This is a genomic window from Timaviella obliquedivisa GSE-PSE-MK23-08B, from assembly GCA_019358855.1.
Classification (GTDB): domain Bacteria; phylum Cyanobacteriota; class Cyanobacteriia; order Elainellales; family Elainellaceae; genus Timaviella; species Timaviella obliquedivisa.
The window spans coordinates 363,786-377,919 of record JAHHII010000003.1 but is presented as its reverse complement, the minus strand read 5'-3'; the positions used below and the strand labels follow the sequence as shown (position 1 = coordinate 377,919).

Here is a 14,134-nt window from a genome sequence, read left to right as displayed (position 1 = left end):
GCTTTATTTTTTAATCTTAATATTTAATTAAAACTCCCGGTTCTTTCTGAATGGGTAGCGCCTCTAAGATGTCGGTTTGGGTGCAATATTTCAAATCTTCCAGACAGTTTAATCGCAGCAGGCGTTGACCATGGCTCGCATGGTGGATTAGCTCTAGCAATTTATCGTGCCATTGCGTGTAAAGCGCGATCGCCGCTACTACTTCATCATTGCCTTCTACAACCTCAGCATGTTGTGCTTTGAGGCTATGGACGATCGCTCCGGCACAAACCGTATCCTCTAATGAATAAGCCCCCTCCCAACCAGAGCCAACGATCCAAACCGTTTCTGGCTGATGTTCTAATAAATAATCAACAACGGCAGAGCGGTTAATTAGCGCCGCTGCCAACACGGTCTTGGCTCCTTGAATGCGCTCCAAACAACGGGTGCCATTCGTGGTGCTGATGAACAAGCGTTTACCCATCATTAATTCAGGCGTGCAGGCTAATGGCGAATTGCCTAAATCGCAGCCAGCGACCGTTCCGCCACCCCGTTCTCCAGCCCGGAGGCGCTTGTCGGGCGACCATTTTTCGCTAACTTTCATCAGTTGATCCAGGTCGCTAAACACTTGCACTGCTTCAGCCCCAGATTGCAATGCTGTTGCCATTGTCGTGGTGGCACGAAGAACGTCGATGGCGATCGCACAATCTGGCATCGCGCCAGTCGGAGTCAGTTCGGGAGTATGGAATACGGAAATTTTCACAAGTGGGTTTGCCTAAGCGCAACAAGCTTCTATCTTATGGCGAATGGTGAGCAGGAGAGTAATTGAGAATGTTACTATTCCCAATGGTATGCAGTGATGGCGACCCAGTCAGCGCCTACCCGTTCCCAATCATCGCTGAGGACTTCCAATCATGGCAAAGAAAATAAAGCGCGATCGGCAACTGCGTGGCTTTGGTACAGCCACTCTGACCAGTAACCTTGGTAAAGCCGAAGCCTTGATGCGGAAAGGGCAGTGGGCACAGGCAAGAGATATTTTAGAAGCGCTTGATGAGCAACACCCCGATCAAGAAGAAGTACTAAGGCTGCTGGCAGCACTTACTTACCAAATTCAAGATTTTACAGAATACCAAATCATTTGCCGTCGGTTAAGCCATCTTAAGCCCGATGATGCTGGACTCATGCTTGCCTTAGGCGGGGCGTACATGGCGGGCGCTCGGACAACTTTGGCTCTGCAAGCCTTTCAGAAGTTTCTAGAGCGATCGCCCAACCATCCCAAAGCGGCAGAAATTCGGGATGCGGTTACGAAGCTGGAAGAAGTGAGCGAGCGAGTCATTGCCGAACTGCACTTAGGTGAATCTTTAACCCCAGAACAGGGACTAGAGGTAGCGGCATTGCACGAGTTGGCGCAGCTACACATGGCGGATGGAGATATGGAGGCGGGGCGACAAGTCTCGGAACAGCTTTTGCAGATTCATCCTAACTATTTACCAGCCCGCAATAATCTCAGTTTAATGGTGGCGATGGATGGCAACTGGGAGGAAGCGATCGCGATCGCCAATTCTGTTTTAGAGGCTGATCCTGAAAACGCTCACGCCTTATCTAACTTAGCTCGCTACCAACGCTTAAGTGGATGTGGCGACTTGGCACAACAAACCGTCACCCGGCTCAAAGCCATCTCCTCCGACCAGCCCGATATCTGGCAAAAGCAAGCAGAGGCGCTCAGTTTTCTGGGCGATTATCCGGGCATATTAGAAGTTTTTCATCAGGCAGAAGCCATCAGTGAGGCATCGCTACCGCCCTTGCTTTATCACTTAGCAGCAGTGGCAACTTTGCGGTTAGGTCGCGAAAGGCAGGCGCGAGAATATTGGCAAAAGGCATTAGAAGTTGCGCCAGACTTCGACTTAGCCGAAGATAACCTTGCCGACTTACAAAAATCTATTAGCCAGCGCCAAAGCCCCTGGTCATTTCCACTCAACTACTGGATTAGTCCTCAAGCGTCAGATGATATATTTTTACTCCAAGAGGCGGCTCAGTCAGACGACGAAGACGACTTGCGCGAAGCGATTCAGCAGTACCTTCAAAACCATCCAGAAGTGAAAACGCTGATTCCAATGTTGTTAGATCAAGGCGATGGTGCGGGTCGTCAGCTTGCCCTGAATTTAGCCCTCATGACGGACACTCCCGAAATGCATCAAATCTTGAAGAATTTTGCCCTGAGTCAATCTGGCTCAGACAGTATGCGCCAACAGGCAGCCCAAGTCGTTGCCCGCAAATTCCGCGACTCAGAAATGCGGCTGTGGATGGCAGGAGAATGGCGAGAGGTGAAGCTATTGGGCTATGAGCTACATGAGGAAGTGGCACACAATCACTCGCCAGAGGTGGACAAACTGACCCGACAGGCGATCGCGGCTCTTAAGGAAGGTAACTGGGCAAAAGCTGAGTATCCCTTGAAACAAGCTCTTAAACTAGAGCCAACCGCCCTAGACTTAGGCTACAACCTGGCAACCGCCTACGAGCGACAAGGCAAGCCAGCGGAGGCACTGGCGATTGTTCAATCATTGCACCAGCAAGATCCAGACTACGCCTTTGCCCGAATTGCGATCGCCCGTTCTCATCTTAAGCAGGGTGAACTTGCCGAAGCGGAAGCTCTCTTGCAGCCCTTAGTTAGCCGCGATCGCTTCCACTACAGCGAATTTAATGCCTTCTGCGATATCTACCTAGAACTTTTGGTAGCGCAAAAGAATTATGATGCGGCTCGATCTTGGCTAGATATGTGGGTGGTGATGGGCGCTTCAAAAGAGCCAGCGCAATACTGGCGATCGCTCTTAGCGGGCGAAAATCCCTATCGCTCGCTGGCATTAGCTCGTAACTGGACGAACCCATGAAGGCGGCACCCACCCAATCTTGGCTGGCATTAATGATTGGCAACTCTCGCCTACATTGGGCTTGGTTTCTCAACTCTACCCTCCACCAAACCTGGGATATTGCCCATTTAACGCCCGAGGCGATCGCTTCTCTATTTACTCCAAACTCCCATCTCTCCAAGTTATTTAATGAAGCTTCTGATCTCTTTCCCCTGACCCATCTCGAATTGCCATTGCGAATTGCTTCAGTAGTTCCCTCTCAAACAGCACTGTGGCAAGGTTACCCCCGCGTGCAAGTTCTTGAGTTGGGGCAAGTGCCGATTGGAGGGATTTATCCATCGCTAGGAATCGATCGCGCTCTTGCTTTACTAGGGGCTTCTAAAACGTTGGGGTTTCCGGTTCTGGTAATTGATGCGGGGACAGCCCTGACGTTTACAGCGATGGATGATCAGGCGCAGTTTTTTGGAGGCGCAATTGTTGCCGGATTGCATACGCAATTGCGATCGCTTGCTCAAAATACTGCGGCTTTACCAGTGGTCAATTCTTGTATTACCGTTTTACCCAGCCGTTGGGCAATGAATACACCAGATTCAATTCAGAGCGGAATTATCTATACGCTGTTAGCGAGTATTCGAGATTATGGCGAGGCGTGGCTAGAACGTTTTCCTGGAGGGGCGATCGCGTTGACAGGAGGCGATCGGGATGTGTTGTTTCAACATTTGCAAACTCAGTTTTCAGACTTGGCAACTCGAATAAGGGTAGAGCCAAATTTAATTTTTTGGGGGATGCAAGCGATTTGATCAATTCTGCAACAATCAATTCCGCAGCAAATAATAGTAACTAAATGATGGTGATTAAGGTGAAGCAGTTTTTGAGAAACCATAATAGTATGGCTTCAAAGCTTACTTTTACCCAACTTTGCAAAAATCACTCGTACGTTTGACTGAAGTAAGTGAGAAATTCTTGAAGCCTATTTGCGGGAGGAGGTACGAGCTAAGATGCCTTTGTTGCCCTATGCTGCGGCGGCGGCGGAGTGGTTTGCTCAAGAGAGAGCTAGGTTATCGGCGATCGGCAAAACTCCTGCCTATGCTGATGGACAAATTGCGGCTGTTGCCCAAGTGAATAATCTTATTGTGGTGACAAACAACGTTAAGGACTATGCCGACTTCCAAAATCTCCAGATTGAAAACTGGTTCTCTTGAACTTTTTATCTGGATATTTCAATTTCTGAGATTAAACATCTCGATCGCCATACGTTAAAGATTTTTAAGCGGTAGGGATCAACGCTGAACAGTTGCACTACGATACCTAACAACCCTTTCATGTGACGGTAACTATGAACAAAGCTGAACTCGTGGATGCAATTGCCACAAAAGTAGAAGGCGCAACTAAGAAAGAGATCGATGCAGTGCTATCTGCTGCCTTAGAAAGCATTGAGCAAGCCGTTGCAGCAGGCGACAAAGTAACACTGGTTGGATTTGGTTCTTTTGAGCCACGAGAGCGTCAGGAGCGCTCTGGACGCAATCCTAGAACCGGAGAAGAGATGACAATTCCAGCAACAAGAGTTCCAGCATTCTCAGCAGGAAAGTTATTTAAGGAAAAAGTAACCGCCTAGAATCATCTGTTTTGAACTCTCTCCCAGCCTTTAAGAGCAAGACTGGGAGAGGGCGATCGCGCCGATCGTTTCCTTTGAACCTTGCTAAAGTTAAACTACTCGCTAAAGCTTCCTGCCGCTCAAGTTAGTGACAATTGTCTTTCGGGGCAGAGGGCGGCACATCCATCGCTGGGCTTGCATCGAAGAACCCCACGGGTTTTAACATAAACCCAGAATAGGCAGTGGACATCACTGGATAATCCTCCGGACGTGGAATATGGTGGTGTCCAAACGTGTACCACATCACGATATCAGTGTTCTCAATAGAACGATCTGCCTGTGTCCACTGAGGTAACCCTTCACCGCCAAGATGCTGGTTAGGGTAAGCTCCGGCAGCGTATAGTTCATTAGCAGCGTAGGGTGTCACCCAGAGGTGCTTGGTCATGAAGCCAGCCCGTTTGAGAATGGCTGAGTCAGGATGAGCGTAAGGAATAGCATTATCGCCTGGAATAATTTTGTAGCCCACGGGCTGACCCAAACGATTATGAACAGAATCGTTGACCACTTTCCAGTAACGCGCTTTGAAAGGATCGATCAGGCGCTGAGCCGATCGCTCTGTGCTAAGAAGCGTAGGCTGAGCATAGAAAGCGTTGCCGTAGGGGTTATTTTCGCCCATTGGCTCGGCTTCTGTGTTGACTTCGTAGACTGAGTTAGCCGTCCCTTCTAAGTCAAAATCTAGCCGCATACTGAAGAAGTGTTGGTGATTGATGGCGTTGAGTTCTGGGGCAACTAATGTGCCATATTTACCCATGTTGCCCAATGCACCACAGAGAAGATTTCCCGTTAATTTAACTTCGTATTGGATGTTTCCATCCTGGTAAAAGTACCAGAAAAAACCGTACTCGTAGTTATCTACTGTGGCGATAAAAGAAATAGCTAAACGGCGCGATCGCCTCACTTCAGCTTCATCTAATCGCCAGTCTGTATGTTTCCATAAAATGCCATAATCCTCTTCGTGTAAACAAACAGCATTCTGTGTGATTGAAACGTTTCCTCGGCTGTCCGTTAATGCTGCATCAAAGTAATAAATTTCACCCAAACAATCGCATCCTAACTTTAGAGAATTTGCCAGCATTCCGACGCCATGTTCACCCAGATCAAAGGCATTTTTGCGAAAATGCTGGGGACGCGGATCACCGTAGGGTACGACCATTTCAGACAAAGAAGCTCGATAGAGAATAGAACGGAGTTTGCCTTGATCTTCGTAACTGACGTTGTACAGTACCAGACCCTCGCGGGGAGTAAAACCAATGCGAAAGTCCCATTTCTGCCAGCGAATGTGGTGACCTTCAACCTCGAAGCTAGTCCCCTCAGGTTGAGTAATGGTGAGGGGTTTAATATCAGTGCGCAGCTTGGGAGTAAACCGAGTAGCATACTCGCCGGGTTCAGGAGGCACTGGCACAATACCGATATCTTCGATGGATAATACCTGCATTTTATTAAGGTCTACGACAGGCACTAAGCCATCAATTGGGCGAGAATAGAAGTTGCCATCAGGAACCGATCGCAGATAGCAAATAGCGCGAGAAAGGCGGATACCGACCTCATTGGCAAAACCAAAATTACCGATCGCCCAAGGATCAACGACCACTAGATCTAAATTAGTAATGCCTCGCTTTACTAAAGCCGCCAAAAAATCAGGATGGGCTTTAACTGCGGCTTCACACTCAACTAACTCATCGGCCATGATATTGGGTTGAACATTGGGAATATGCTTCCAGGAAACCAGCGTTTTTTCGGTCAAAGAAATGATAGCTTCGTAGGTGTTGCCAGTCGCATTATCTAACAAAATTAAAAACGCTTCACGGAGGATGCGATCGCCCTTTTGAAAATCTAAAACGGCTGATTTGGTAGGCTCGTGCAAAGTTACACAAGGGAAGCGAAAAGAATTGCCGAGGGATTGAGAAGCACGGGCGATCGCCACGGCTGCGGCAACTTCTGCTGCTGTTAAGGGCTCTAATGGGTGTTGAACGGTGATCTGAGCAGTTGCGAACATGGGTTAGAGGGGTAGTGGGCTACGATGAGCTATTTAGGTAAGTAAATGTTAGCAGGGGACTAAATTTTCTAGAGAGTTGCTATATCCAAAACTATGTCTTAAGACAGTTACTTTTTTGAAAAGAGCCCATTAAGTCTCAATATCTTCTGTATCAAAAATTACGTTTTGTTTCCTCAAAACCCCAGAATGAATTCAAATCTGTAAGAGTAATATCTATAAGTTAGTAAATTCCTTTACTCCTCATGCCTTAAGGAAACAGTGGAAAGAAAGCCAAACCCTCAAAATATAGTCGGTTATTTTCCCCTGTTGAACGCTTGTTAAGAAAACTTGTATTTCAATACCCTTGTACTCAGGCGATCGCTATTAATTAAGCAATTGGTTAATAAGTCGGGCGCTTAGGATTACTAGCTTTTAAGTCATTGCCTATCGCCACAGGCAAGTGCTTTTTGCTCAATTTATTAATTAAGGAAAACCCTTTTATGTCTCTACTAAAGTCAACCCTTCGCCAGTGGCTCCCAGTCGTTGGAATGCTGTTGTTGGCTGCGTGCAGCACTGCCAACCCATCCTCCACAGAAAGAACTGACTCAGCCCTACAAAGTTCTGGCTCAACTCAATTCTCTGCTGCAAAAGGATGCAAAAACGTAGGCATTTTATTGCCTGAATCTGATTCTTCAGCTCGCTACGAAGCATACGATCGCCCCCTTCTAGAACAAGAAATTAAGGCAGCAATTCCTGATGTCGCTCTTCAGTATTTTAACGCTAATAATAGCGCTACAACTCAGCAAAACCAAGCTGAAGCAGCCTTGACTAAAGGGGCTTGTATTTTGGTAGTTGGTCCCAATGACAGTGAGCAGGCATCTGTCATTGTTCAGCAAGCGAAAAATAACGGCGTACCTGTGATTGCTTACGATCGCCTCATCCAAGACCCTGACTTAGCTTACTACGTCTCTTTTAACAACGAAAAAGTGGGCGAACTGCAAGGGCAATATATTGTCGATCAATTGGCAGCAGGAACATTGAAATTAGAGAAGGGTGCCAACCTGGTGATGATTAACGGCGCTCAAACTGATAATAACGCGCTGCTGTTTCGGAAAGGTGCACTCAGCAAGCTACAACCTTTAATAGACAAAGGAGAGCTTAAGCTAGTGTTTGACCAGTACACACCTAACTGGGATAGCGCTAGGGCTCAATCGATGATGGAAGGTGTTCTCACAAAAACTAGCAATAATGTACAGATTGCTTATGCTGCGAATGACGGTTTAGCGAACACGGTTATCGCAGCACTGCGAGCTCAAAATTTGAACGGTAAAGTCCTAGTTACAGGACAAGATGCCACGCTGACTGGAATTCAAAATATCCTGTCGGGTGACCAAGGAATGACCATTTATAAGCCCATTGCTAGAGAGGCAAAGGCAACCGCTCAGCTAGTACGGGCTTTGAGCCGTGGAGAAGACACCCAATCTTTAGTCAATGGTGCAACAGAGATTCAAGGAGGAAAGAGCATTCCGTCAATTCTAGAAAATCCGATCGTGGTAGATCAGAAGAACGTGGCTGATACCGTCATTAAAGATGGATTTTTAACGAAGGAACAAGTCTGTAAAGGCTTACCTGTTAAAGCAAGCAGCGTTTGTCTATGACAGCCGAATTGATCTTTTGAATAAACCTATTTAAAAAATATGGCAAATATTACTTCTCCTCTGCCCGATCGCATTTTCACTAGCAGTCAAGCTCCGCGTTTACAGCTTAAGAATATTTCTAAAAGCTTTGGTGGCGTTCAGGCACTCAGCCAAGTTGACTTTGAAGTTTTCGATGGTGAAGTAGTCGGACTTGTGGGCGATAACGGGGCAGGAAAATCCACTCTAGTTAAAACAATGTCTGGAGCTTACGTCCCTGACAGTGGCGAAATTTCAATTGATGGTCAGCCTGTAACGATTAGCAGCCCTCAAGATTCCACCCGGTTAGGCATTGAAACCGTCTACCAAGATTTAGCGCTCTGCGACAATCTAGATGTAGTTGCCAATTTATGGCTAGGACGGGAGGCGCATCGCAGTCTCTTCCCAGGGTTCTTTCGCATTTTAGATGAGACCGAAATGGAACAAAAAACCATTGAGGTTTTAAAGACTCTAGATGTCAAAATTCCCTCTGTGCGCTCCACTGTTGCTTCACTGTCGGGTGGACAACGCCAATGCATTGCCGTTGCAAAAACAATTTTGCGCCAGCCTAAGGTTGTATTACTCGACGAACCGACCGCCGCTTTGGGAGTTGCTCAAACCCGCCAAGTGCTGAATTTAATCTTGCGTTTGAAAGAACGCGGACTGGCTATTGTGGTTATTTCTCACAACTTACACGATGTGTTTGAAGTGACCGATCGCATTGTGGTCATGCGTTTGGGAAAAAGAATTCGTACCTTTGAAACCAGTCAAACAACCCCAGAGCGCGTGGTGGGTGCCATCACTGGGGCAGAAACCGAAGAAATTGAGGCTTAAGAAATACCATTATGAAAAGTTTAGAACCTGATGTTACTCCTCGTTCTTCCAACCCCTCGATCGCCGCGCAACCTGCGGCAAAGTTTGATTTGCGATCGCTCATGCAAGGTGATCTTGGCTTCATTCCCGTCATCCTGACCCTAGCGCTGATTACCATTTATTTTCAAATCACGACCAGTGGTATATTCCTCGAAGCTCGTAACTTGTCCAACCTGACCCAGCAGATTGTGACGATCGCTATTCTCAGCGTTGCCGCTGTTCTTGTGCTGCTCCTAGGCGAAATTGATCTGAGTCTCGCTGCCGTTGCTTATGCCTGCTCTGCAATCATGGCAACCGTTTCCGTCTATCAAAACTGGAATGCAGGCTGGGCAATCTTAGCAGCCCTTGTTGCTGGGGCAGTAATTGGATTAATCAACGGTTTCTTTGTCGCAGTGCTGCGAGTTCCGTCTTTCATTGTGACGTTGGCAGGTTCGATTGGCTACGCAGGATTACTGCTAGTGGTCATGGGAGCGCAGACTACTTTAGTCGTACGCGATCCATTTATTCGTTCTTTAGCACCAACTTACTTACCTGCGGGTTGGGGGTGGGGACTGCCGCTGTTATGTCTAGGGCTATACGCGCTAGGCGTTTGGTATGACCAAAAACGGCGATCGCAAGCAAATCTACCTGTCAAACATCCCACTCAACTGGTTTTGCAACTGCTCGCTGCCGCTGCTGTCGTTGTCGTTCTAATCTTTCTGTTTCAGTCTTATCAGGGCGTTCCTCAAGCCGTCATGATTGCCTTGGGCTTAGTAGTAGTTGCTTGGCTCATTCTTCGTAAAACTACCTTTGGAAGACATCTCTACGCGGTCGGTGGCAATGCCGAGGCAGCCAGAAGAGCAGGCATTAACGTGGTGCGCATGAAGCTGACTGTTTTCATGGTGGCTTCTATGCTGGCAGCTTTAGCAGGCGTGATGATGACTTCTCGCAGTACAGCAGTTGCGACCCAAATTAGTTCTACCTTGTTGTTGAATGCGATCGCCGCCGCCGTAATTGGAGGAGTCAGCCTGTTTGGAGGGAAAGGTTCAGTCTGGGCAGTCATCTTAGGGGCGCTTGTGATTGGGAGCCTCGACAACGGACTAGACCTGCTCAACCAAGACCAAGGCATTAAAAATATGGTTCAAGGGGGCGTTCTTCTTCTTGCCGTCACTGCCGATGCCATCGTCCGTCGGGCTGGCTTCGCTAAAGTCAAAAAATAAGAATGTTTCCTGACTTCTAGTCCTCGCTGCCCCAAAGAAATACCCTTAACCCGATATGATCGTCCCAGGATTAAAGATATTTAGGACGAACTTATGGATCAGGTCAAAATTGGGATCATTGGCGGCAGCGGACTCTACAAAATGGAAGCCCTTAAAGACGTTAAAGAGGTAAATATTAATACGCCGTTTGGCGCTCCTTCAGATGCTTTAATCGTTGGAGAACTAGACGGCACCTCAGTCGCGTTTTTAGCCCGCCATGGTCGCAACCACAGTCTTTCCCCTTCAGAAGTTCCCTTTCGAGCCAATATTTATGCCCTCAAAAGTCTGGGCATAGAGTACATCATTTCTGCTTCTGCGGTTGGCTCTCTTAAAGCCGAAGCCAAACCTTTAGATATGGTCATCCCTGACCAATTCATCGATCGCACTAAAAATCGCGCCTCTACTTTCTTTGGCGAGGGGATCATTGCTCACATCGCCTTTGGTGATCCGGTTTGTCCTCACTTGGCAAAAGTGCTGAGTGACGCGATCGCCACCCTCAATCTCCCTGACCTAACCCTTCACCAAGGCGGCACCTACGTTTGTATGGAAGGGCCCGCTTTTTCCACCAAAGCCGAATCCAACCTCTACCGCAGTTGGGGTGCCACCATTATTGGCATGACTAATCTGCCCGAAGCCAAGCTTGCCCGCGAAGCCGAAATTGCCTACGCGACCCTTGCCATGGTCACCGACTACGACTGCTGGCACCCTGATCATGACAACGTTACTGTCGAGATGGTGATTGGCAATTTGATGAAAAACGCGGTTAACGCTCAACAAATTATCCGCGAAACCGTCCGCCAACTCACTCTAAACCCACCCTCTTCCGAAGCCCACTCAGCCCTTAAGTCTGCCATCATTACTCCCCTAGACAAAGCCCCAGCCGCAACGAAAGAAAAGCTAGAGCTATTACTGAGGAAGTATTTGTAATTGAGCACGGTCAGCATTAAAGCTGCCGTCAGGATTATAAACACTGCTTGCAGAGTGTACTCTGGAGAAATGTTGAGTAGACTGTTACATTAAGGGTTTTTACAGAGTGGAAGCTGAATCAAGTCGTCTAGAATCTGTTGTTTTACAAATTGGAGAATCGGTTCTAACCACGACCGAAACCGTAGACAAGCTCTCTGCCCAAGTAGATGCGTTAGCATCGCAGGTGCAGCAACAAGGCTACCAAATCTTTGCCCTGAGCGATGCTATCCAAACTTTGGCAGAAAATCATGATGCGGCTTTAACCGAACTGGGTCAAATATCAGAAGCGCTAAAACGACTAGTGGCGGCTTTTGAAGAAGGATAATCTCTCATCCCCACTTCTCACCCCTAGGGGTAATTTCTCTCTGAACCTAACTTAGAGAAACTTTAATGAAGGATATTCCGAAGGGGATATATAAGATAGGGGAAATCACAGCAGAAGGATTGGTTGCTCAATGGCATTGGTTGAGGAATTTAAGGAAGAGTGGCGATCGCGCATTCAAACAGAGAGTCCGCAACTCTCATTGACCGACCGGGAAAGCATCATTGCTTGGTTGATCGGTGAGGACGAGGAGCGCTATGGCGATTTGCCGTCTGCACAAGTCACCATTGCCCGACAAGCAATGGACTATCGCTACCGCATTTTGCAGCAGCGCTACTTAGGCGTTTCGCAAGAATCGGCTTATCGTCAGCTGATTCAACGGCTCAGCAGCTTATTCTTGATCCGTAGCAAAATTCGGACTTGGGTGGCGCTCTCCCGCGATCGCCGTCGTACAGTCATGGATGTTTTGCAAGAAGTCATTCAAGAGATGATGCAAAGCGATACCTATATCCGTCAGCAGGTGGCATGGATCGCCAAATGTACCCCCAACCCGCGCGTCCGCAATGCCCTCATGCTTGCCAGCCTAGAAGAATATTGTCTGCGTCCCATCCGCAATCAACCGCTTCTAGTCTTTCGCTTCGTCAACTACCTGCGGCGTAGTCAGCGGGGTGGCATGACCCATGTGCCGACTGGAGAACTAATTCGGCTAGTCTCTGACGAAATTGCGCCTGATGATGCCGAGAATCCAGTTAACCTGCTAGATGGGCAGGCGATGATGCAGCATCAGGAAACTCAAGCTTTTGAGGAGCAGCAAACCCTCCGTACTAGCGTCACTCAAGAATTTCAGGACTATTTGGCAGAACACGTCGAACCTGTGGCAGCGCAGTGGCTACAACTCCATCTCCAAGGCGAGTCCCAAGAAGCGATCGCCCAAGCTTTAAAGCTGCCCATCAAGCAAGTGTATCGACTGCGCGAAAAAATTAGCTACCATGCCATTCGGGTCTTTGGCTTCAAGCACAAGCCGGAACTGGTAGCGGTTTGGCTAGGAACCTCGTTACAAGATCATAGCCTGGGGTTAACCCCCGACCTCTGGCAGCAGTACTGGTCAACCCTCAACACTTTCCAACAGCAGCTTCTCAATAGCCTCAAAGCAGGACAAACGATGCAAGCGATCGCCAAACACCATAACCTTAAGGCAAACCAGGTAATGGGCGAATGGAGCAAGCTCTATTTGGCAGCCCAGGAGTTACGCAGCGCCTCCTAAACTTAGGGACAATTTTTTGGGGACAATTTTGAGGGCAATTTTGGGAACGCTATCTTTTATCTGTGTTAATTTCGGGTTTTGCCATGTCGTCCTCGAATGCTGATTCGATATTTTCTGCGCCTGTTCAACAGCGCTTGTTAGATCAACTGCGGCAGGGATCTTCACCTAGCTTTTCCTGGGAAAAACTGGGCGATCGCATTAACCTCGATCAAATGTTTGTCTTGATAGATGGCATATTGCCCTTCGAGGCGTGCCTTTACTACCAAGTGCTGCCACTTTTTGTAGACGACAATCAGCTTAACCTGGGCATGGTTAGCCCCGAAGATGAGGTAGCGTTCGAGTATATCCGCCGCATCATCTCCTATCTCAATTATTCTTTAGTGTCTCTTCCCATCACTTCAGAAGCCCACCAATCTGTTCTAACTACGTATCTTAGCCACAGCGCCAAAAAACCCCGTCGCACGCCAAACCCTTACCGTTCCAGCATTCGCGCTAAAAAAGAAAAAGTTATTAATTCGGGCGATCGTCTTACTTTTCTCCTCGACGATTCCAATCCTTCTGAAATTGAGACCCTTGATCTTTCTGCACCTGATCCTTCTGCACCCAATTTTTCTGCACCCGTTTCCCCTACTGCCGCCGCGATTCCAGAGCTAGTCTCTCAAAGTATTGATACCCCAGCGCTCATTTCACCTTTACCAACGCTCAATATTGAATCCCGCTACAGCGCTAACTCTGTTGAAACCCTGGCGAACCTTCCATCTCACGATTTGCTGCAAGAGCTTTTTGCCCGCGTTCTTGAAAGCGGCATTGGGCGACTGTACTTTGAATGTGGCACTCTCCAAGGACGAATTCTCTGGAGCCAAGATGGCGTATTGCAATCCGTGATGGAAAATCTCACATTCCCAACTTTGCAAGCCGTGATCGATCAACTCAAAGTGATGGCGCAACTGCCGCTTCTGCCGCTTCAGAAAACAGAGCAAGTTGAAGTTGAATACCTCTATCAACGGAGCAGAGTATTACTGCGGTTCCAGTTTATGCTAAGTTCTCCAGGAGAAGCTGCGACTGTGCAAATTTTGCGAGGCGCTGCCCTAAAGTTTTATCAGCGGCAGCAAATTTCTAAGCTAGAAAGAGATGCCTTAGGAATTGCTAAGCAACTCCAGGTAAAGCTCAGCGAAATCCGCGATCGCGCTCAGGCTGAGTCAGGGTTAGCAGGAGCAAGGTTTGATGTGTTGCCTAACCTTAACCAACTTTTGCAAAACATGGGGCAAGACTTAAACGACTGGGTCAATCCCTCTTAATCTCTCCTGATTTGAGATCAAGAAC

Annotated in this window: 13 protein-coding genes; 11 read left to right on the top strand and 2 right to left on the bottom strand. The window is 47.9% G+C overall.

What is annotated here, in order from left to right:
- Window positions 1–16 precede the first annotated feature (16 nt).
- Window positions 17–742 carry a 2-phosphosulfolactate phosphatase family protein gene (locus KME11_07645; GenBank protein MBW4515082.1) on the bottom strand — a complete coding sequence of 242 codons (726 nt, stop codon included), beginning with the start codon at window positions 740–742 and terminating at the stop codon, window positions 17–19.
- Window positions 743–893: 151 nt separating this feature from the next.
- Here KME11_07645 and KME11_07640 point away from each other — a divergent pair, with 151 nt between their 5' ends.
- The 4 genes from KME11_07640 (at window position 894) to KME11_07625 (ending at window position 4,461) form a co-directional block, all read left to right on the top strand.
- Entirely contained in the window at window positions 894–2,867 is a 1,974-nt protein-coding gene (locus tag KME11_07640; GenBank protein MBW4515081.1) for a tetratricopeptide repeat protein, read from the top strand.
- On the top strand, window positions 2,864–3,646 hold the full coding sequence (locus KME11_07635) for a pantothenate kinase (GenBank protein MBW4515080.1): 783 nt from the start codon (window positions 2,864–2,866) through the stop codon (window positions 3,644–3,646). The genes KME11_07640 and KME11_07635 overlap by 4 nt, the downstream gene beginning before the upstream one ends.
- Window positions 3,647–3,844: 198 nt before the next feature.
- Entirely contained in the window at window positions 3,845–4,048 is a 204-nt protein-coding gene (locus tag KME11_07630) for a hypothetical protein (protein ID MBW4515079.1), read from the top strand.
- Between the two features lie 134 nt (window positions 4,049–4,182).
- A complete protein-coding gene (locus tag KME11_07625; protein MBW4515078.1) occupies window positions 4,183–4,461 on the top strand; it encodes an HU family DNA-binding protein in 279 nt (92 codons plus the stop codon).
- 124 nt (window positions 4,462–4,585) lie between these two features.
- On the opposite strand, the gene KME11_07620 is transcribed toward KME11_07625, so the two are convergent.
- Window positions 4,586–6,496 carry a primary-amine oxidase gene (locus KME11_07620; GenBank protein MBW4515077.1) on the bottom strand — a complete coding sequence of 637 codons (1,911 nt, stop codon included), beginning with the start codon at window positions 6,494–6,496 and terminating at the stop codon, window positions 4,586–4,588.
- A gap of 479 nt (window positions 6,497–6,975) precedes the next feature.
- Here KME11_07620 and KME11_07615 point away from each other — a divergent pair, with 479 nt between their 5' ends.
- The 7 genes from KME11_07615 to KME11_07585 all read left to right on the top strand — a co-directional run bounded on the left by KME11_07615 (window position 6,976) and on the right by KME11_07585 (window position 14,109).
- Complete coding sequence (locus KME11_07615; protein MBW4515076.1) at window positions 6,976–8,133, top strand: sugar ABC transporter substrate-binding protein; 1,158 nt, start codon at window positions 6,976–6,978, stop codon at window positions 8,131–8,133.
- A 39-nt stretch (window positions 8,134–8,172) separates the two neighbouring features.
- Window positions 8,173–8,982 carry an ATP-binding cassette domain-containing protein gene (locus tag KME11_07610; protein ID MBW4515075.1) on the top strand — a complete coding sequence of 270 codons (810 nt, stop codon included), beginning with the start codon at window positions 8,173–8,175 and terminating at the stop codon, window positions 8,980–8,982.
- Between the two features lie 11 nt (window positions 8,983–8,993).
- The gene (locus tag KME11_07605) at window positions 8,994–10,220 is read left to right on the top strand and encodes an inner-membrane translocator (GenBank protein ID MBW4515074.1); all 1,227 of its coding nucleotides are present in this window, start codon (window positions 8,994–8,996) and stop codon (window positions 10,218–10,220) included.
- A gap of 93 nt (window positions 10,221–10,313) precedes the next feature.
- Entirely contained in the window at window positions 10,314–11,186 is an 873-nt protein-coding gene (locus KME11_07600; GenBank protein MBW4515073.1) for an S-methyl-5'-thioadenosine phosphorylase, read from the top strand.
- 106 nt (window positions 11,187–11,292) lie between these two features.
- Window positions 11,293–11,550, top strand: coding sequence for a hypothetical protein (locus KME11_07595; protein MBW4515072.1), 258 nt, complete (start codon window positions 11,293–11,295; stop codon window positions 11,548–11,550).
- 130 nt (window positions 11,551–11,680) lie between these two features.
- Window positions 11,681–12,811 carry a HetZ-related protein 2 gene (locus KME11_07590; GenBank protein MBW4515071.1) on the top strand — a complete coding sequence of 377 codons (1,131 nt, stop codon included), beginning with the start codon at window positions 11,681–11,683 and terminating at the stop codon, window positions 12,809–12,811.
- Between the two features lie 83 nt (window positions 12,812–12,894).
- On the top strand, window positions 12,895–14,109 hold the full coding sequence (locus KME11_07585; protein MBW4515070.1) for a hypothetical protein: 1,215 nt from the start codon (window positions 12,895–12,897) through the stop codon (window positions 14,107–14,109).
- Window positions 14,110–14,134: the final 25 nt, after the last annotated feature.

Coding starts and splice junctions, on each gene's coding strand:
- KME11_07620 (MBW4515077.1), bottom strand. CDS start 6,496: ATGTTCGCAACTGCTCAGATCACCGTTCAACACCCATTAGAGCCCTTA.
- KME11_07610 (MBW4515075.1), top strand. CDS start 8,173: ATGGCAAATATTACTTCTCCTCTGCCCGATCGCATTTTCACTAGCAGT.
- KME11_07590 (MBW4515071.1), top strand. CDS start 11,681: ATGGCATTGGTTGAGGAATTTAAGGAAGAGTGGCGATCGCGCATTCAA.
- KME11_07625 (MBW4515078.1), top strand. CDS start 4,183: ATGAACAAAGCTGAACTCGTGGATGCAATTGCCACAAAAGTAGAAGGC.
- KME11_07605 (MBW4515074.1), top strand. CDS start 8,994: ATGAAAAGTTTAGAACCTGATGTTACTCCTCGTTCTTCCAACCCCTCG.
- KME11_07640 (MBW4515081.1), top strand. CDS start 894: ATGGCAAAGAAAATAAAGCGCGATCGGCAACTGCGTGGCTTTGGTACA.
- KME11_07635 (MBW4515080.1), top strand. CDS start 2,864: ATGAAGGCGGCACCCACCCAATCTTGGCTGGCATTAATGATTGGCAAC.
- KME11_07585 (MBW4515070.1), top strand. CDS start 12,895: ATGTCGTCCTCGAATGCTGATTCGATATTTTCTGCGCCTGTTCAACAG.
- KME11_07615 (MBW4515076.1), top strand. CDS start 6,976: ATGTCTCTACTAAAGTCAACCCTTCGCCAGTGGCTCCCAGTCGTTGGA.
- KME11_07630 (MBW4515079.1), top strand. CDS start 3,845: ATGCCTTTGTTGCCCTATGCTGCGGCGGCGGCGGAGTGGTTTGCTCAA.
- KME11_07600 (MBW4515073.1), top strand. CDS start 10,314: ATGGATCAGGTCAAAATTGGGATCATTGGCGGCAGCGGACTCTACAAA.